Source organism: Pseudonocardia sp. (genome assembly GCF_050246655.1).
GTDB lineage: Bacteria > Actinomycetota > Actinomycetes > Mycobacteriales > Pseudonocardiaceae > Pseudonocardia.
The window spans coordinates 138,349-156,794 of sequence record NZ_JBFWVQ010000003.1; the positions used below are offsets into that span (position 1 = coordinate 138,349).

The 18,446-nt window shown below is 73.7% G+C and carries 18 protein-coding genes; 10 read left to right on the top strand and 8 right to left on the bottom strand.

The window, feature by feature from the left end:
• Positions 1-54 precede the first annotated feature (54 nt).
• Both AB7J25_RS02160 and AB7J25_RS02165 read left to right on the top strand, forming a co-directional pair.
• Positions 55-1,041 (top strand): ATP-binding cassette domain-containing protein, encoded by a 987-nt coding sequence (locus tag AB7J25_RS02160; protein ID WP_428504389.1) that lies wholly within the window; start codon positions 55-57, stop codon positions 1,039-1,041.
• Positions 1,038-1,850, top strand: a complete 813-nt coding sequence (locus tag AB7J25_RS02165; RefSeq protein ID WP_428504391.1) for an ABC transporter permease — start codon at positions 1,038-1,040, stop codon at positions 1,848-1,850. Before AB7J25_RS02160 ends, AB7J25_RS02165 begins: the two co-directional genes overlap by 4 nt.
• A gap of 82 nt (positions 1,851-1,932) precedes the next feature.
• Here AB7J25_RS02165 and AB7J25_RS02170 read toward each other — a convergent pair whose 3' ends face one another.
• Positions 1,933-3,456 carry an HD domain-containing phosphohydrolase gene (locus AB7J25_RS02170; RefSeq protein ID WP_428504393.1) on the bottom strand — a complete coding sequence of 508 codons (1,524 nt, stop codon included), beginning with the start codon at positions 3,454-3,456 and terminating at the stop codon, positions 1,933-1,935.
• 63 nt (positions 3,457-3,519) lie between these two features.
• Between AB7J25_RS02170 and AB7J25_RS02175 the strand changes: the two genes are divergently transcribed.
• The 4 genes from AB7J25_RS02175 to AB7J25_RS02190 all read left to right on the top strand — a co-directional run bounded on the left by AB7J25_RS02175 (position 3,520) and on the right by AB7J25_RS02190 (position 7,240).
• Entirely contained in the window at positions 3,520-3,948 is a 429-nt protein-coding gene (locus tag AB7J25_RS02175) for a nuclear transport factor 2 family protein (protein WP_428504395.1), read from the top strand.
• A 17-nt stretch (positions 3,949-3,965) separates the two neighbouring features.
• Entirely contained in the window at positions 3,966-4,823 is an 858-nt protein-coding gene (gene thiD / locus AB7J25_RS02180) for a bifunctional hydroxymethylpyrimidine kinase/phosphomethylpyrimidine kinase (protein WP_428504397.1), read from the top strand.
• A gap of 133 nt (positions 4,824-4,956) precedes the next feature.
• Positions 4,957-6,609: a phosphomethylpyrimidine synthase ThiC gene (gene thiC / locus AB7J25_RS02185; RefSeq protein WP_428504399.1), complete on the top strand. Its 1,653-nt coding sequence runs from the start codon at positions 4,957-4,959 to the stop codon at positions 6,607-6,609.
• Positions 6,610-6,709: 100 nt separating this feature from the next.
• Positions 6,710-7,240: a hypothetical protein gene (locus AB7J25_RS02190; protein ID WP_428504401.1), complete on the top strand. Its 531-nt coding sequence runs from the start codon at positions 6,710-6,712 to the stop codon at positions 7,238-7,240.
• A 14-nt stretch (positions 7,241-7,254) separates the two neighbouring features.
• On the opposite strand, the gene AB7J25_RS02195 is transcribed toward AB7J25_RS02190, so the two are convergent.
• Both AB7J25_RS02195 and AB7J25_RS02200 read right to left on the bottom strand, forming a co-directional pair.
• A complete protein-coding gene (locus tag AB7J25_RS02195) occupies positions 7,255-7,932 on the bottom strand; it encodes a response regulator (RefSeq protein WP_428504403.1) in 678 nt (225 codons plus the stop codon).
• On the bottom strand, positions 7,929-9,182 hold the full coding sequence (locus tag AB7J25_RS02200; protein WP_428504405.1) for a sensor histidine kinase: 1,254 nt from the start codon (positions 9,180-9,182) through the stop codon (positions 7,929-7,931). Before AB7J25_RS02200 ends, AB7J25_RS02195 begins: the two co-directional genes overlap by 4 nt.
• A gap of 110 nt (positions 9,183-9,292) precedes the next feature.
• Between AB7J25_RS02200 and AB7J25_RS02205 the strand changes: the two genes are divergently transcribed.
• The 3 genes from AB7J25_RS02205 to AB7J25_RS02215 all read left to right on the top strand — a co-directional run bounded on the left by AB7J25_RS02205 (position 9,293) and on the right by AB7J25_RS02215 (position 11,761).
• Entirely contained in the window at positions 9,293-9,886 is a 594-nt protein-coding gene (locus AB7J25_RS02205; protein WP_428504407.1) for a hypothetical protein, read from the top strand.
• Positions 9,879-10,997, top strand: a complete 1,119-nt coding sequence (locus AB7J25_RS02210) for a DUF418 domain-containing protein (RefSeq protein ID WP_428504409.1) — start codon at positions 9,879-9,881, stop codon at positions 10,995-10,997. The genes AB7J25_RS02205 and AB7J25_RS02210 overlap by 8 nt, the downstream gene beginning before the upstream one ends.
• A gap of 179 nt (positions 10,998-11,176) precedes the next feature.
• Positions 11,177-11,761, top strand: a complete 585-nt coding sequence (locus AB7J25_RS02215) for a DUF5134 domain-containing protein (RefSeq protein ID WP_428504411.1) — start codon at positions 11,177-11,179, stop codon at positions 11,759-11,761.
• 23 nt (positions 11,762-11,784) lie between these two features.
• On the opposite strand, the gene AB7J25_RS02220 is transcribed toward AB7J25_RS02215, so the two are convergent.
• The 5 genes from AB7J25_RS02220 to mdo all read right to left on the bottom strand — a co-directional run bounded on the left by AB7J25_RS02220 (position 11,785) and on the right by mdo (position 17,431).
• Positions 11,785-12,207, bottom strand: coding sequence for a VOC family protein (locus AB7J25_RS02220; RefSeq protein WP_428504413.1), 423 nt, complete (start codon positions 12,205-12,207; stop codon positions 11,785-11,787).
• Positions 12,208-12,226: 19 nt separating this feature from the next.
• Complete coding sequence (locus AB7J25_RS02225; RefSeq protein ID WP_428504415.1) at positions 12,227-13,165, bottom strand: methyltransferase domain-containing protein; 939 nt, start codon at positions 13,163-13,165, stop codon at positions 12,227-12,229.
• A gap of 106 nt (positions 13,166-13,271) precedes the next feature.
• Complete coding sequence (locus AB7J25_RS02230; protein ID WP_428504417.1) at positions 13,272-14,804, bottom strand: VWA domain-containing protein; 1,533 nt, start codon at positions 14,802-14,804, stop codon at positions 13,272-13,274.
• A gap of 15 nt (positions 14,805-14,819) precedes the next feature.
• Positions 14,820-16,055, bottom strand: coding sequence for an AAA family ATPase (locus tag AB7J25_RS02235; protein WP_428504419.1), 1,236 nt, complete (start codon positions 16,053-16,055; stop codon positions 14,820-14,822).
• Positions 16,056-16,138: 83 nt separating this feature from the next.
• On the bottom strand, positions 16,139-17,431 hold the full coding sequence (mdo, locus tag AB7J25_RS02240) for an NDMA-dependent methanol dehydrogenase (RefSeq protein WP_428504421.1): 1,293 nt from the start codon (positions 17,429-17,431) through the stop codon (positions 16,139-16,141).
• A gap of 304 nt (positions 17,432-17,735) precedes the next feature.
• On the opposite strand from mdo, the gene AB7J25_RS02245 reads away from it, so the two are divergent.
• Positions 17,736-17,999, top strand: a complete 264-nt coding sequence (locus AB7J25_RS02245; protein WP_428504423.1) for a hypothetical protein — start codon at positions 17,736-17,738, stop codon at positions 17,997-17,999.
• The last annotated feature ends 447 nt before the right edge of the window (positions 18,000-18,446 follow it).

Here is an 18,446-nt window from a genome sequence, read left to right on the forward strand (position 1 = left end):
TTCTGCCGCCATTGCGGACAGGAACTGTCACCTGTGCCGGATACCGTGGACGACGTGATCGAGACGAGAGACCTCGTGAAGGACTTCCCGACCGGCAAGAGCACCGTGCACGCCGTGCGCGGGATCAGCCTGCACATCGAGCCGGGCGAGCTGGTCGCCGTCCTCGGGCCGAACGGCGCGGGCAAGACCACCACCATGCGCATGCTCACCACGCTCATCGCACCCACGTCCGGCAGCGCCACCGTCGCGGGCTGCGACGTCGTCGCCGATCCGGCCGGCGTGCGCAGGCGCATCGGTTACGTCGGGCAGGGCAACGGGGCGGGCCACAACCAGCGCGCCCGCGACGAGCTGGACACCCAGGGCCGGATCTACGGCCTGTCCCGGCACGAGGCGCGGCGGCGCCGCGGCGACCTGCTCGAGGCCTTCGACCTCGTCGAGCTGGCCGACCGGAAGGTCTCCGCGCTCTCCGGCGGGCAGCGCAGGCGCCTGGACGTCGCGATCGGGCTGGTACACGCGCCGTCGCTGCTGTTCCTGGACGAGCCGTCCACGGGCCTCGATCCGCAGAACCGCGCCAACCTGTGGGACCACATCGCCCGGATGCGCGCCGAGCACGGCATGACGATCGTGCTCACCACCCACTACATGGACGAGGCCGACACGATGGCCGAGCGCGTCGTGGTCGTCGACCGCGGGCAGGTGATCGCGGACGACACCGCGGACGCGCTCAAGGCCAAGCTCGCAGGCGACCGGATCGACGTCACGGCAGGCGATCCCGCCGCGCTCGCCCGGCTCGTGGCGAACCTGCCCGGCGCCCGCGACGTCACCGTGACGGGCGAGCGGGTGCAGGCGCGGGTCGCGGACGGCCCGTCGGCGCTGCCCGACCTGCTCCGGGCGGCGGGCGAGCTGCGGGTGACCACCGCACAGGTGCACCGGCCCACCCTCGACGACGTCTTCCTCACCCTGACCGGTCGCAGCCTGCGCGAGGCCGGCGGGACCGAATCCGAACCCGACCCGGCCGAGACGGCGGAGGTGCCCCGATGACCACGCTGACCGCGCTCGCGACCACCGGCCGCTCCGGACCCGCCGCATTCACCCGGGACACCGCCATCGTGCTGCAGCGGGAGCTGCGGCCCGTGCTGCGCGACCCGTTCTCCGTGATCTTCGGGTTGATCCAGCCGATCGTGTTCCTGGTGCTGTTCGGCCCGCTCCTGGTCGGCTCGCTCGGCTCGCAGGCCGACGCGCTCGGCGGGAGCGTCTGGCAGTGGTTCGTGCCGTCGATCCTCGTGATGACGGCGCTCTTCGGCACCTCGACGGTCGGCGCGAACCTGCTCTGGGAGTTCCAGACCGGTGCCCACGAGCGGATGCTCGTCACTCCGCTCTCGCGGCCGTCGCTGCTGGTGGGGCGCTCGCTCAAGGAGATGGTGCCGCTCGCGGCGCAGGCCGTGGTGATCGTCGCGGTGATGATGCCGTTCGACTTCGAGCTCCACCTCGCCGGCGCGGTGCTCGGCCTGCTGCTGCTCGCGGTGTTCGGCGTGGGGCTCGGGTCCTTCAGCTACGCGCTCGCGATCGCGGTGCGCAAGCAGGACTGGATGTTCTGGGCCGTGCAGCAGACGCTGCTGTTCCCGCTGATGATCCTCTCCGGCATGCTGTTGCCGCTGGAGACCGGGCCGGGCTGGATGCGGGCGGTCGCGGTGGCCAATCCGCTGGCGTACGTCGTGGACGCCGAGCGCGCGCTCTTCGCCGGCGAGATCGTGTCCGGCACGGTGGCGTGGGGCTGGGTCGCCGCGCTGGCGACGGCCGCGGCCGGCCTGGTCGTCGGGATCCGGGTGATGGTCCGCAGCGCCGAGTAGCCGCGGCCGGGCCGGGTAGCCGCGAGTTGCGCAACTCGCCGGGGCGAGTTGCGCAACTCGTCAGGACGAGATGCGCGTCTCGTCAGCCCGAGTTGCGCGTCTCGCCAGCCCCGTCGCGGAGCAGCCCGTGCTCGACGGCGAACAGCGCCGCAGCACCGCGCGTCGACACGCCGATCTTGGCGTAGACGTGCTGGACGTGGTGGTCGGCGGTCTTCGGCGAGACGGTCAGCCGCTGCGCCACCTGCCGGGTCGTCAGGCCCAGGGCGAGCAGGCGCAGCACCTCCACCTCGCGGGCGGTGAGCCCCGCGGGACGGCGGGGGCGGGCGCGCCGGTGGCCCGCTGCGGCGAGCACCCGCTCCACGGCCTCGGCGTCGAGCCGTCCCGCCGCGGCTGCGGCACGCAGCGCGGCCGCGGCGTCCGCGGGGGCGAGCGCAGCCCGGTGCGGACGGTCGGACACCAGCGCCTGGTAGACGTCGGCGGCGGCAAGCACCCGTTGCGCGTCGTCGAGCTGTGCCCCCGCGAGCCTGCGGTGGTAGCCCGATCCGTCGAGGCGTTCGTGCGCGGCGCACGCCGTCGCAGCCAGCGCGGCGGTGTGCGGCACGCGGCGCAGCAGCTGGTCGGTGACGAGCGGGTGGGTCTCGACGCGGTCGCGTTCGTCGCGGGTGAGGGGGCCCGGCTTGTCCCAGACGGTGTTCGGCACCGCCACGCGACCGAGGTCGTGCAGGAGCGCCGCCGCCTCGGCCGCCGGGCCGCACGCGCGCCCGGCCAGCTCGGCCACGGCCCGGGAGTGGCCGCCGAACCACGGCGACTTCAGGTCGGCGAAATCGGCGAGGACGAGCAGTGCCTCGCGGGTCGCCGCCGCGTCCAGCGGCACGCACGGCGGGGCGAGCGCGAGTGCGGCGGACCACGGATCAGCCGCCTCCACCTCGGCCCACCAGCCCGCGGCGTGCGCGAGCACGAGGTCGGCGAGCTGCGGGTCGTAGGAGCGCCCCCGCCTGCGGCGCACGACGGCGAGCGCCGCGTCGATCCCCTCGATCCGCGCGAACACCTCCAGCTCCTGTGCGAGCTGCGCGACCCGCATCGGGCGCGGGATCGCCGTGCCCCGCGCCCCCGCCGGCAGACCCGCGCCGTTCCAGCGTTCGAAGTTCGCCGCGAGCGCGGTGCGCACCGCGTCGTCGAGGCCGAGGCGGGCGGCCAGGGCGTCCGCGACCTCGCAGGCCATCCGGAAGTTCAGCTCCGCGGCCTTCCGCCCGCCCGCGAGGACGGCGAGCACCGCGCGCAGCCGCCCGAGCCCGGACGTGCCCGGCCCGGCGCGCTCGATCATCACGCGCAGGACCTCCGCCGGGTTCGCGGCGTCCATCCGCAGCGACCGGGCCCGCAGCTCGATCTCGTCGCCGAACACGACGGCGGTGTCGTAGGCGTGCCCGGTGCAGCCGAGAAAGCGCAGCGCGGACGTCCACCAGGTGGTGGCGAGGTCCTCGCCGGCCGCGCGCGCGAGGTGCTGGCCGAGCACGGTGGCCCGCAGCTGGGCCCCGGGCGGCTGGCCGAACGCGTGGTCCTGCGCCGCGGCCAGGAGCGCCGCGATCTCCGCGCGGGTGACGGCCACGGCGCGACGATATGGGGAGTTCTCCCGACGCGGCCAGCGGCCGGTCGGCGGGACCGTCGGTGCATGACGAACCGCATGACGAACCGCATGACGAACACCGACCGCCACCTCGCCTCCGTGCAGCGCCTCTACGCCGCCTACCGCGACCGCGACCTCGACGCCGTGCTCGCCGAGCTGGCCGACGACGTCGACTGGGCCGCCGAGGCCTCGGGGACGGCGGTGCCCTGGTACGGCCCCTTCCGCGGGAAGGCTGCGGTGCCGCAGTTCTTCGCGGCGATCGCGAAGAACGTCGATGTCACGGAGTTCGAGCTGGTCGGGACGGCCGCGAACGAGACCGACGTGTACACGACGATCCACTGGACCTACACCGTGCACGCGACCGGGCGGACCGCCTCGATGTACATGCAGCACTGGTGGCGGTTCGCCGACGGGAAGATCGTGTTCTTCCGGGGTTCCGAGGACAGCGGGCAGTCGATCGCGGCGTTCGCGTAGCGGGTTACCGTCGGGCCATGGAGCTGACCGTCGGCGTGACACCACCCCGCGTGATGACGATCGCCGGAACGGATTCCGGCGGCGGTGCCGGGGCGGCAGCCGATCTGCGGACGTTCGCGGCGTGCGGCGTCCACGGCTGCGTCGCGGTCACGGCGGTGACGGTGCAGAACACCGTCGGCGTGACGGGGGTGCACACGATCCCGCCGGACACGGTGGCCGCGCAGATCGTCTCCGTGGCCTCGGACATCGGGCTGGACGCCGTGAAGACCGGCATGCTCGCCACCACCGACATCATCGAGGCGATCGTGGCCGCCTGCGATCAGGTGGGCATCGGTGGGGACGGCGTCCCGCTGGTGGTCGACCCGGTCGCGGCGTCCATGCACGGCGACCCGTTGCTCGCCGACTCCGCCCTGGACGCCTACCGCGACCTGCTCTTCCCGCGGGCCCTGGTGGCCACGCCGAACCTGGACGAGGTGCGCCTGCTCGCCGGGGTGGACGTGCGCGACCGGGACGGCCAGTACGAGGCGGCGCGGGTGCTCCACGCGATGGGCCCTCGGTACGTGCTTGTCAAGGGCGGCCACCTGAAGGCCGACGCCGACGGGTGCCTGGACCTGCTCTACGACGGGAGCGAGTTCACCGAGCTCCCCGGCCCCCGGTTCGACACCGAGAACACCCACGGTGGCGGCGACTCGATGGCCGCGTCGCTCGCCGCGTTCCTCGCCCGCGGGGCGTCGGTGCCCGAGGCCGTCGGGTTCGCGAAGCGGTACATGGTGCAGGCCGTGCGCCGGTCCTACGCGCTCGGCGGCGGGCACGGGCCCGTCTCGTCGCTGTGGACGGTGCGGCCCTGGTGGGCGGAGGACTCCCCGATCGGGTGACAGGCCGATCCACGCTCGCCGGGTTACGGTCGAGGTGATCCAACGGGAGCTCACGGGAGTGGGCTGAGAGGGCGGCTACCCGCCGCCGACCGTCGAACCCGCCGGGTAATGCCGGCGCCGGGAGGGGCAGCACATGACCGTGCTCGACGACAGCCGCGCGCGTCCGGAGATCACCACCGGGCCGATCAGCGGCTCGCGCAAGGCCCACCTGGACGGTCCGGACGGCCTTCGCGTCCCGGTCCGCCGCATCGGGCTGAGCACCGGGGAGCACCTCGACGTCTACGACACCTCGGGGCCCTACACCGACGAGTCCGCCACCGTGGACGTCCGGGCCGGGCTGCCCGCGCTGCGCGCGCCGTGGATCGCGGCCCGTGCGGCCGTCGGCGGGGCCGTCACGCAGCTCGCCTGCGCCCGCGCCGGGATCGTGACGCCGGAGATGCGGTTCGTCGCGATCCGGGAGGGCTGCGACGTCGAGCTCGTGCGCTCGGAGGTGGCCCGCGGACGGGCGGTGATCCCGACCAACCGCCGCCATCCCGAGTCCGAGCCGATGATCATCGGGAAGCGCTTCCTGGTGAAGGTGAACGCCAACATCGGCAACTCGGCGGTGACCTCCTCGATCGAGGAGGAGGTCGACAAGATGGTGTGGGCCACGCGGTGGGGCGCCGACACCGTGATGGACCTGTCCACCGGCCGCGACATCCACGAGACGCGCGAGTGGATCCTGCGCAACTCGCCGGTGCCCGTCGGCACCGTGCCGATCTACCAGGCGCTGGAGAAGGTCGGCGGCGACCCCGTGAAGCTCTCCTGGGAGAGCTACCGCGACACCGTCGTCGAGCAGTGCGAGCAGGGCGTGGACTACATGACCGTGCACGCGGGAGTGCTGCTGCGCCACGTCCCGCTGACCGCGAAGCGGGTGACCGGCATCGTCTCCCGGGGCGGTTCGATCATGGCGGCGTGGTGCCTCGCGCACCACCGGGAGTCGTTCCTCTACACCCACTTCGAGGAGCTCTGCGACATCCTGCGCGGCTACGACGTCACCTTCTCGCTCGGCGACGGGTTGCGGCCGGGGTCGATCGCCGATGCCAACGACGACGCGCAGCTCGCCGAGCTGCGCACGCTCGGCGAGCTGACGCACGTCGCGCGCGCCCGCGACGTGCAGGTGATGATCGAGGGCCCCGGCCACGTCCCCATGCACAAGATCGCGGAGAACGTGCGCCTGGAGGAGGAGTGGTGCGGCGAGGCGCCGTTCTACACCCTCGGACCGCTCGCCACGGACATCGCGCCGGCCTACGACCACATCACCTCGGCGATCGGCGCGTCGGTCATTGCCCAGCACGGGACGGCGATGCTCTGCTACGTCACGCCCAAGGAGCACCTCGGCCTGCCGGACCGCGACGACGTCAAGGTCGGCGTCATCGCCTACCGGATCGCGGCCCACAGCGCGGACCTGGCCAAGGGGCACCCGCACGCGCAGGTCCGCGACGACGCCCTGTCCGCGGCGCGGTTCGAGTTCCGCTGGGAGGACCAGTTCCACCTCTCCCTCGACCCGGACACCGCGCGGGCCTACCACGACCAGACGCTGCCGGCAGCGCCCGCGAAGACGGCGCACTTCTGCTCGATGTGCGGCCCGAAGTTCTGCTCGATGCGGATCACCGCCGACGTCCGGGCCTACGCCGAGGAGCACGGGCTCACCTCGGTCGAGGCGATCGAGGCGGGGATGGCGGAGAGGTCGGCGCAGTTCGCGGCCGGGGGTGCGCGGGTGTACCTGCCGCTGGAGCCGCGGTGACCGCCCGCCGGGCGGGTTCCGACCCCGGCCGCCGGACGTCCGGCGGCCGCCGGGGCTAGGCTCGCGCCGCCCGACCCGGCCCACGACAGCAGGAGGCGCGGTGCTCGACAAGCAGCAGCAGGCAGACGTGGCGCGTGCCGCCGACGCCGTCGCGACCGCCCTGCGCGACGCCGTCCAGGTCACCGTCGACGAGCACACGCCCGACGCCGCCCGCCACGCCGTGTTCGCGATCGTCGAGACCGGCATGCGCACGCCCAGCCCGGACGGCGGCAACCCGGCCGCGATGATGGCCACGTACCTGCTGCTGCACCAGATCACGCTGGTGCGCGAGGCGCTCGCGGACCGGCCGGACCGGGTCGCCGAGATCCTCTCCTGGATCGAGGAGAACCTCGGGAAGCGGCCGCGGCTGCGGGCCCGTTACACGAGCGAGGCGCTCGTGAGCGAGGCGGGCGTGGAGGAGATCGCGGCGTACGCCGAGGGGCTCGGGCCGGACTTCATGCCGTCGCTGCTCTGGCTGCTCGCCGGGGCCGTGGCGGTCTACGCCGACGGTGACGCCGAGTGGATCTCGACGCTGCAGGAGGCCCGCAACGGCCGGGAGGGTGCCGAGATGCAGGGCGTCGAGGCGCCGTAGGAGCAGGCCGACGGTCAGCCCGCGAGCCCCGCATCGCGGGCCGCGACCGCCGCCTGCGCGCGCGAACGCAGCCCCAGCTTCGCGAGCACGCGCGACACGTGTGTCTTCGCCGTCGCCTCGGTGATCACCAGGTCCGCGGCGATCTCCGCATTGGACAGGCCCTGGCCGAGCAGCGCGAGGACGTCGGTCTCGCGGCTGGTGAGCTCGTCCAGGCCCGGGGGCCGCACCGGGCGGCGCCCGCCCGCGGCGAGGCGGTCGATCAGCCGCCGCGTGACCTCCGGTGCCAGCACCCCGTCCCCGCGTGCCACCGAGCGCACCGCGGCGAGCAGTGCAGGTGCCTCGACGGACTTGAGCAGGAACCCGGCCGCCCCGGCGGCGAGCGCCTCGTCGACGTAGTCGTCCAGGTCGAACGTGGTGAGCACGAGGATCTCGCTGAGGTCGCGGAGCCTGCGGGTGGCCTCGATGCCGTCGATGCCCGGCATCCGGACGTCCATCAGCACCACGTCCGGGTGGCTCGACCGGACGATCTCGACGGCGGCGAGCCCGTCCGCCGCCTCGCCGACCACCGTGATGTCCGGCGCGGAGTCGAGGATCATGACCAGCCCGGTGCGGACCGCGACGTGGTCGTCGGCGACGACGACACGCACGGCAGGCGGGGCCGCGCCCGAGGGCGACCTCGCAGGCTCCGTCACGTCCGCCTCCCCGGGACCGCCTCAGGGTCCGCTGCGGCGGCGCGGTACGCCTCGTCGGCGGGACACGGCGGGTCGGGGGCCGCGTCACCGCCCGCCGGGAGCACCGCCCGCACCCGCCAGCTGCCGTCCCGCGGGCCCGCGGCGAACGTCCCGCCGACGAACCGCGCCCTCTCCGCGAGGCCGGTGAGTCCGGTGCCGGTGCCTTCCCCGCCGCCGTGGCCCGGCACGAGGCCGCTCGTGACCTCGACCACCAGCGGCCCGCCCGCGTCGTCCAGCAGGATCCGCACGGCGGTGCCGGGCGCGTGCTTGAGGGCGTTCGTCAGCGACTCCTGCACGATCCGCAGCGCCGCCCGGTCCGTCGCCGTGGGCGGCGGGGGCCCGCCGCGCCGATCGGTGACCTCGACGCGCAGCCCGGCCTCGCGCGCGGAGACGACGACGGGGTCGAGCAGGTCCAGCCCGCCGGGAACGGTGCGGTCGGCGCCGGCGGAGTCGTCGCGGAGAAGCCCGATCATCGTGCGCATCTGCGCGAGCGAGGCCACGGAGTCCCGCCGCACGGAGGAGAGGACGCGGCGCAGCAGTGCCGGATCGGCGTCGGGCAGGTTCAGCGCCGCCGCCGACTGCACGGCGATCCCGGAGAGCTGCCCCGCGACCACGTCGTGCAGGTCGCGGGCCATCCGGGCGCGCTCGGCCGCGACGGCCGCCGCGCTCTCCAGGGTCGCCAGGCGTTCGGCCTGGTCCGCCCGCTGGCGCTGCAGCTCGGCGCGTTCGCGGTGCCAGCGCACCTCCATCGTCCAGGCGATGGGGATGCCGAGCGCGAGGCCGAGGTTCAGCGCCGTCCGCAGCGCCGCCCCCGGACCGCCGGCGACCAGCGCGACCACCGTCGCCACGACCACCACCGCACCCGCCGCCGCGACCACGGCGCGGCTCGTGCGTGGCGACGAGTGCAGCACCGCGCAGCCCAGCAGGTCGTACCCCGCGACGACGACGGGCAGCGCCACCCAGCCGACCAGCAACGGGCCCGCCACGAGCGCCACCCCGCCCACCGCGAGCGCGACGAGCGGACGGCGGCGCCGCTGCGTCTCGGCGACCGCGGCGAGCACCAGCGGGGCGACGGCGAGCGGCGACAGCGCGCGATCCGCGGCCCCGTCCATGCCCCTGACCGGGATCCGGGCCTCGGGCAGCAGGAGCACCAGCGCGCCGCCCACGAGCAGGACGGCAGCCGCGATGAGCAGATCCCGTCGCGCCGGCACGTCCCCATGACAGCACGCCGGGCGGGGGATCACGTCCCTCGAAGGATGTACGCGAAGATCGGTCCCGCGCCCGACGCCGCCCGCACCGCCCGCGGGCAGCGTGGACGACCATGACGACCTTCCTCGTCGAGAACCCGCTCGTCCTGCTCATCGGTGCCTGCGAGGTGGCCTTCTGGGTGCTGGTCGGCGCCGGTCTCGCCACCCGCTACCTGCTGCGGCTACCGCGGATGAGCGCATGGCTGCTCATCGCCGTCCCGGTGGTGGACGTGGTGCTGGTGACGGCCTCGCTCGTCGACGTCGGGCGGGGCACGCCGCCCGGGCTCACGCACGGCCTGGCCGCGGTGTACCTCGGGGTCACGGTCGCGTTCGGCCACTCGGTGATCCGCTGGGCGGACACCCGGTTCGCGTACCGCTTCGCAGGGGGCCCGCCCCCGCCGCGCCCGCCGCGTCACGGCGGCGCGCGCGTCGCCTACGAGTGGCGGGAGTGGGGCAAGGCCGCGCTGGCCTGGGCGATCACGGTCGCCGTGCTCGCCGCGACCGCTCTCGTCGCGGGCACCGGCGTGCCGTCGCCGGGGGAGTGGATTGGCGACCCGCTGTGGCAGTGGGCGTGGCGACTCGGAGTCGTGGTGGTGGTCTGGTTCGTCGGCTGGCCGCTGTGGGTGACGCTCGCCCCACCGCGCGAGCGGGACCACGCCGATGCGTGAGCGGATCGCGTCGCTGGACGTCCTGCGCGGGGTCGCGATCCTCGGCACCTTCGCCACCAACGTCTGGCTCTTCGCCCACCCCGGCGGGCCGCTCGGGTTCATCGCCGACGGCGGCACGGCCGCGGGCGGGGTCGAGGCGGCGCTGCGCGCGGTGTCGAACGGGAAGTTCCTCGCGCTGCTCACCCTGCTGTTCGGCGTCGGGATGGAGCTGCAGTACCGGTCGGCGGAGCGGCGGGGCACGCCGTGGCCGGGACGCTACCTCGTCCGCTCCGCCGTGCTGTTCGTCGAAGGGCTGCTGCACTACCTGCTCGTGTTCGAGTTCGACGTGCTCATGGGCTACGCGATCACGTCGATGGTGGTGGCGTACCTGATCGGGCGCAGCGACCGGGTCGTGCGGTGGTGGGTCGGCGGCGTCGGCGCGGTGTACGTGGCGCTGCTCGCCCTCGGGACGGCGGCGCTGTTCGCGCTGCCGGACCCCGGCCCGTCTCCGGTCGGGCCGGAGGCGACAGCGAGCTGGACGGGCCAGGTCGCGACCCGGGTCGCCGCGTTCGGCCTGCTGCGCGCCGAGATCGTGCTGATCGTGCCGTCGGCGGTGGTGCTGTTCCTCGCCGGCTCGCGGCTGCTGCGGGCCGGGGCGTTCGCCGACACCGACGCGGGGTGGCGGCTACGGCAACGGCTGATGCTCGCCGGGTTCGGGGTCGGCGGCCCGCTCACCGTCCTCACCGCGCTCGGCGGGGCCGACTGGTTCCTCCTGGACCGCTACCTCGTCCCCCCGCTGGTCGCGCTGGGCCTGCTCGGCCTGGTCACCGAGGTCGTGCTGCGGGTCCGCGCCGGCGCGGGGCAGCGAGCCCTCGCAGCCGTCGGGCGGACGGCGCTGTCGTGCTACGTGCTGCAGAACGTCGTCGCGAGCGTGCTCTGCTACGGCTGGGGGCTCGGCCTCGCGGCCCGGTTCGGCGGCGATCCGCTGTTCGTGGTGCTGCTGTGGACCGTGGTGTGCGCGGTGTGTGCGGGTTTCGCCGTGCTGTGGCTGCGGCGCTTCGACCGGGGGCCGCTGGAGCTGGTGCTGCACCGCCTCACCGGGCGCGCCGCGGTCCCGGTGCCCGTGCGCTGACCCGGGCGGCGGGTTCGCCCGAGCTGACCCGCACGCCCCGCGGCAGGGCGCACCGCTGATCCCCGGAGGGCTGAAATCCGCAGGTCACTGCCGTACGGGTACCCCGTCTCCGTATTGTCGGTGACCGGCCCGTCACCTACCGTCGTCGGAAACGTGTCGGGGCGAGCGGGCGGGGTGCGATGGGAAGCCAGGTGATCGACGTCGTCCTCGCGCTCGTCTGCCTGGCCGTCGGCGTGCTCCACCTCGGCACCGCGTCCGGGCGGCTCGGGGAGGCCGTCGCGCACGGTGTGATGGGGCTCGGGATGGCCGCGATGTTCGTCCCGGCCGCCGATCCGCTGCCCCGCTGGGTCTGGCTCGGCGCCTTCGGCGCGCTGGCGGTGTGGGCCGCCGCCGCGGCGGCGCGGGAGCGCAGCCTCGCCGGGCACGGGGTGCACCACCTCGTCGGCGCCGCCGCGATGCTGTTCATGGTCCTCACCCCGGCCGCGGCCCCCGGCACGCCCGCAGGCGGCGGGCACCACCACGGGGCGGCGGCGGGAGCGGGCGGGGCCTCCCTGCTGCTTGCGGTGGTGGCGCTGACGTTCACGGCCTGGTTCGTGGCGGACGTCGCCCGCACGCTGTCGAGCCCCGCACCGGACGTGGCGCGCGAGCCCCGCACGGACGGCGGGCCCGTGGCGGTCGCGGTGTCCGCGTCGCTGGTGCGCCTGCTACGTCCCGCACGCATAGCGATGAGCGCCGCGATGGCGGTCATGCTCGTCGCGGCCTGATCCCGCCGGGACCGGGTGCCCGATCAGGCCGGATCGTCCGGACCCGACGGCGCGCACACCTCGAGCTCCATGCCGTCCGGGTCCCGGAAGAACAGCGACCATTCGCCGCCGAGCTTCTGGATCTCCCCGGTCTCTGCGCCGGCCGCCACCATCCGTTCGCGCAGCCCGGCGAGGGTGGCGTGGGAGTCCACCGCGATGCCGAAGTGGTCGATGGCTCCGCGGCCGCCCAGCGTGCGCCGGGCACCGATGATGGACTCGTCCGGCACCTCGAAGACGTTGAGCGCGCCGCCCGCACCGAGGTCGATGATCGCCATCCGCGGGTGGTCGCCCTCGGCAGCCATCTCGAAGGTCACCGTCGCCTCGAAGGCGTCGGAGTAGAACCGGATCAGCCGGTCCAGATCCGGGGTGAGGGTGGCGATGTGGTTGATCCCGCCGGTGATGGGCACGGAGCGATACTCGCACCGATCACGCGTCGACGACCAGCCAGCCACCGTGGAACTCCGCCACCGCGTACGGGCACCCGGTGGCGGCACCGAGCGCGTCCAGGGCTGCGAGGTCGAACGTGCGGACGTGGCCCCAGGTGGGGTTCGGCTCGTCCTCGAACGGCACCGCCACGACGGCGCGGCGGCGGGCGACCCGCAGCATCTCGGCCAGTACCACCGGGGCGAGCGCGGGCGGCAGGTGCTCCAGGAGGTGCACCGCGAACACGGTGTCGGCGGCACCGTCGGCCAGGGGGACGGCGCACGCGTCCCCGGCGAGCGCCGTCACCGTCCCCGGGGTGCCCGCCCTCTGTACGCCCGTCCTTCTGCCCGTCCCCCTCCCCGTCCCCCTGCCCGTCCCCCTGCCCGTCCCCCCGCCCGTCCCCCTGCCCGTCCCCCCGCGAGTTCCGCATCTCGTCGCCGCGAGTTCCGCATCCCACCGCCGCGAGTTGCGCATCTCATCAGGGCGTGTGGCGGCTTCGGCCAGGAGCCGGGGCGCGACCGAGCCGAGCAGCCGCGCCGTCCCCGGCACGAGGTCGACCGCCGTCACCCGGAACCCGGCCCGCGCCAGCCGCAGCGACAGGAAGCCGAAGCAGCACCCCAGCTCCACGACGTGCGGGCCCACCGCCAGCTCGACGGCCCGCGCGTGCACCGGTGCCATGCCTGCGTTCGTGCCCGCGCCCTCCCCGCGGCCGAGCGCGGCCAACGTGTTGCGGTAGAACGCCGTCCACGCGACGGCCGGGTCCGCATCAACGGCGAGCACCGCCTCGACGAACACCGCCTCGAACTCCGACGGCCCGATCAGCCCGGGCGCGACGAGGTCCTCGGCGATCCAGTCGGCGAGGTCGTTGCTGATCGTGTCCGCGCCGATCGCGTGCCGGACGCGGCCACCGTCGAGCCACAGGCGCGGCGGCGCGAGCGTCACCGGTCCGGCCCGACGGATCGCGCAAGACGGCCTGATGAGATGCGCAACTCGCGGCCGCGGGATGCGGAACTCGCGGGGGAGGGGGCGAGCGGCGGAGCGGCGGAGATCACCGGCCGACCTGGTCCGTCGCCATCTCGTGGGCCGCGGTCTCCAGCCCGGTCAGGTCGCGGACGACGCGGACGCGCGTGCAGTACTCGGCGTAGAGCGGCAGGTCGCATCCGCCGAGCCCCCACGAGTACCGCGGCTCGGGGGTGAGCCAGATCGTCTCGCGCGCCCGGCGGGTGATCTCGTCGAACGCCTCGAGGTTCGGGTCGTTGCTGTTGCCGCGCCCGTCCCCCAGCACGATGACGGTCGTGCGCCGGTTGACCGCCGACCCGAACTCCTCGTGGAACGTCCCGAACGCCTGCCCGTAGTCGGAGTTCGCGTCGACGTCGAGGACGTCGCCGCCGAACACCAGCCCGAGCGCCTGCTCGACCGGGTGGTCCTCGAACAGGTCGGTGATCTCGACCAGGTCGGCGACGAACGCGAACGTCCTGACCTGCCCGAACAGGTTCTGCAGGCCGTGCACGAGGTGCAGGGTGAAGCGGGCCGTCGCCCGCACCGAGAGCGAGACGTCGGTGAGCACCACGAGTCGCGGCTTGTCCTCCGCCCGCTGGACCGTGACGGGCGCGAACGGGATGCCGTCGAACCGCATGTTGCGCCGCATCGTCCGCCCGGAGTCGATCCGCCCGCGCGGGGCGACCCGCCGCTTGTGCGTGAGCCCGCCGTGCAGCGAGCGCGCGAGCCGGCGCAACGACTCCTCCAGCTCCATCCGCTCGTGCTCGCCCACCCGGTCGACCTCGGCGATCCGCCGCTCCTCGGCGCCCTCGACGATCCGGCTCTCCAGCGCCAGCAGCGCCTCCAGGTGCTTCTTGATCGCCTCGGGGAGCCCGGCGAGCACCCCGGTGAGCCGGCGGCGCAGCGCGGCGGCGTCCGACTCGTCGCCGTCCTGCCCGATCTCCTCCTCGACCTCGTTCAGCCAGCCCAGCAGCGCCTCCTGCTCGGCGACGGACAGATCGGCGTCCACCTTCGTGCCCTGCGCTTGGGAGATCTGCCCGGGCGCGCCGGCGTTGTGCAGCCGGTCCGTCTCGATCTGGACCCGGTTGCCCTCGCTGAGATTCGACTGATTGTCCTTCGAGAGGATGATCTCCTCGGTCATCGCCGCGAGGTCGAGCTTGTTCGCCTCCTGGTGCAGGTTGTACTGCTGCGCCAGGTCCTCGGGGTTGAAGAACTCCCGGATGTCGACGGGTTTGCCGTGGGTGTGCCCCTGCTGCGGGTTGTCGCCCGGCTCCTCCGACAGCGTGAAGTCCTGCAGCTCGCCCTCGTCGGACAGATCGGCGTGGCCGTGCCCGTGGCCGTGGCCCGTGTCCGGCCCGCCGACCCTCACCAGCGCGAAGAACTGGTCGAAGATCTCGTCGAAGATCTCCTCGTCGCGCCGGTCCTTGATCAGCGCGACGCGCAGGGCCGCCTTGAGGTGCGCCTTGTCGGCGAGCATCCCCGGCTGGCGCGCGCACGCCATCGCGTCCAGCGCCTCGGGGATCGAGATCCGCACCTGACGCAGGCGGAGCAGCCGGACGAACCGGTGCAGCGCGTTCTCCATGTCGACCGGCCCGATCTAGAGCGCGCGCTTGCGACCCAGGCCCGCGCCGAAGCTGCGCGAGCCCCGCTCGGCCGGGACCTTCGGCGCCTTCGCCGCCTTCTCGCCCAGCCCGACGCCCAGCGGGTTCGAGCCGTAGGTGTGGCCGAACCGGCCGGCCTGGTCCTTCGCGGCCCGGATCGCGCGGCCGTCGACCTCGCTCGGCTCGTCCTCGGTGTCGTCGACGGCGCGGTGCGCCGGCTCGTCGTGCGAGTGGCCGCCGTCGTGGCCGTGTCCATGCCCGTGGCCGTGGCCGTGCTCGGGGATCGTCGCGTTCGGGTCGACCAGCCGCGGCAGCGCACCGATCGCCTTGCGCACGTCCTTGTCGTACTTCACGACGACGGACGCGGTGTCCGACAGGATCGTCGCGTTCAGCTCCTCGACCCCGAGGACGGCGAGCGTGCGCGCCCAGTCGATCGTCTCCGAGATCGACGGCGACTTGCGCAGCTCCAGCTCCCGCAGCCCGCGCACGATGTCGACGAGCTGCGCGGCGAGCGCCTCGGGCAGGCCGGTGTTCTTCGAGCGGACGATCTCCAGCTCGCGGTCCGCCGAGGGGTAGTCGAGGAAAAGGTGCAGGCAGCGGCGCTTGAGCGCCGCGGAGAGATCGCGGGTGTTGTTCGAGGTCAGGATGACGTACGGCGGCTGCTTCGTCGTGAACGTGCCGACCTCGGGCACCGACACCTGGTACTCGGCCAGGGTCTCCAGCAGGACGGCCTCCAGCGCCTCGTCCGCGCGGTCGACCTCGTCGATGAGCAGGACGACCGGCTCCGGCGCGCGGATCGCCTCCAGCAGCGGGCGCGGCGCGAGGAACCGCTCGGAGAAGAACACCGACTCCTGGGCGCCGATGCGTTCGACGGCCTCGTGCAGGTCCGGGGCGTCCGCGACGACCTGGCCGATCTTCTCCCGCAGGATCTGGGTGTACAGCAGCTGCTTGCCGTAGTCCCACTCGTAGAGGGCCTTGGTCTCGTCCTGGCCCTCGTAGCACTGCAGCCGCAGCAGCCTCCGTCCGCTCACCGCGGCGAGCGCCTTCGCCAGCTCCGTCTTGCCGACGCCGGCGGGCCCCTCGATGAGCAGTGGCTTCTCGAGCCGCGTCACGAGGAACACCGTGGTGGCCAGGCGCGTGTCGGCGATGTAGCCCTGCTCGCCCAGCGCTGTGACGACCTCGTCGACCGAGTCGAACCTGACCACTTCGTCGACGGTCTCGAACTGCGACATCGTGCTCCGTTCCGAAACGCTCGCTACCGGGGCGAGGGGCGCCGGTCGGAAACCGGCGCCCCTCGACTGTACGTACTCGGGACTTAGGTGAGCAGGTCGTCCAGGTCGCCGGTCATGCAGTGTTCGACCACCGGGCGGACCGTCTCGAACGTGCACTCCTTCGCGTTGCCCGGGGTGCAGGCGTCGCCGAGGACGTGGTTGGTCAGGCGGTCGACGTCCGCGTCGTCACCCGTGATGACCTTCGCGTTCTCGTAGAACTTGGTCGGGCCCTGGCCCAGCCGGTTCTTCGAGTACGAGTCCTGCTTGACGTCGACGAACCGCTCCGGGATGCCCACGTCGCGCAGCAGCCGGATGGCCGCGGCGAGCGCGGCCTCGGCCGCCTGCACGTCGTTGAGCCCGTGGGTGTCGAGGCCCATGGCGCGGGCGATGTCGGCGAACCGCTTGTAGGCCACCGGCATGTTGAACGCCCACACGCGCGGCAGCGCGATCGCGTTGTTCAGGCCGTGGTGGGTGTCGTAGAACGCCGACACCGCGTGCGAGATCGAGTGGATGATCCCCAGACCACCGGAGTTGAACGCCTGGGCGGCGATGTACTGGGCGTACATCATGCCCTCGCGGCCGGGCAGGCTCTGCGGGTTCCACACGGCCTCGCGCAGGTTCTCCGCGGTCAGCTTGATGGCGTGCAGGGCGTTGCCCAGCGAGGTCTGGAAGTTGATCCGCGAGACGTACGGTTCCGAGGCGTGCGCCAGCACGTCGAAGCCGCACTGGGCGGTGTAGTCGATCGGGCAGGAGTAGTAGAGCACCGGGTCGTCGATCGCGAGGCTCGTGACGCACGCGTCGTCGAACGCGACGTACTTGTGCGGGTTGTTCGGGTCCGTCGTGGTGTCGGTGATGACGTAGGCCCAGGAGGTCTCCGAACCCGTGCCGGCCGTGGTGGACACGGCGATGTGCGGCGGGTTCTTCGGGTTCTCGGACTTGTTGAAGCCCTCGAACTCGTTGACGTTGCGGCCGTCGTGCGCGACCGAGACGCGGGCGCCCTTACAGGCGTCGTGCGACGAGCCGCCGCCGATGGAGACGAAGCTGTCGCAGTTGTTCTGCTGGTAGAGGGCCACAGCGTCCATGACGTTGTAGTCCTTGGGGTTCGACTCGACCTTGTCGTAGACCACGACGTCGAGGCCGTGGTACTTGAGCGAGCCGACGATCTTCTCGATGATGTTCGAGCCGCGCAGGCCCGAGGTCATCACCAGCGTCTTCTTGAAGCCCAGCTTGAGCGCCTCCGGTCCGATGATCTCGTGGGAGCCGGGCCCCAGAAGCCCCCGCGGGAACGGGTGGAACTCCTTGATGGGGAACAGCGGAAGCATCTCTTCGACCTGCATGGCAGCCCTTTCTGGTGCAGGCGGACGGGTTCGGGGCCGACGCTAGGGCCGCTGTGGCGCGGGGCCCAGCAATACCGTCGCGGGTGCCGGGCCGTCCCCCCTCCGGTCGGGCAGGTGGGGCGGGGGGAGGGGGGTGGGGCGGAAGGAACGTGGGTGGGGGCGGAAGGAAGGTGGTCGGGAATCGAGGCACGGACGGGCGATGACCGCTCCGAGTGCCCCCGCGACGTGCGCCGATCGCGGCTGCCCTGTCCGTACGGGCAGGGGCGTGCCTATCCTTTCGTATGGGTAACGGGGGGTTGCGGACGTGACCGGCGGGCAACCGCCGGGGTGGTTCGAGGGCGCGACGACGGCCGAGCCGTTGCAGCGGCACGAGTGCTCCCGCCTGCGGGCGGCCGCCGCGCACGCCCGGCGGGTCTACCCGGGCCCGGTGGGTGAGGTGCTCGCCCGCGAGCTCGTCGCGTACGCGGACTTCGGCTACCGGGGCAGCGACGACGCGCTGATCCCCCGGCTCGCCCGGCAGGTGCTCGCGATGCCGAGCCCGCCGGTCGTCAGCAGCGACGCGGCCTGACGCGGTCGGGCGCGGCGGCCGGGGCGGCTGGGCCGGCGCGGCGATGGCCTCTTCGCAGGGCTTCGGAGCGCCTCGCAGAGGCTGCAGCGTCTGCGGAGCGTGGTACGGGCCTGCGAAGGCAGGTCCGCGGGGGCCGGGGCGCGGGGCGGCTGGGCCGCTGGGAGCCGCGGCGGCCGGGCAGTTGTGGCCTCGGTGTGCGGCGCGGCGATGGCCTCTTCGGCGCGGCGATGGCGTCCTCGCAGGGCTCAGGAGCGCCTCGCAGAGGCTGCAGCGTCTGCGGAGCGTGGTACGGGCCTGCGAAGGCAGGTCCGCGGGGGCCAGGGGCGCGGGCCCGGCGGGCGCCGGACGGCCGCGGTGGTCGACGCCGCCGTGACCGCTCCGGAAGCGCGGACCGGACGCGGGCCCAGCGCCGGGCCGCCTCACGCGGGGCGGTGCGCCGCCCAGGAC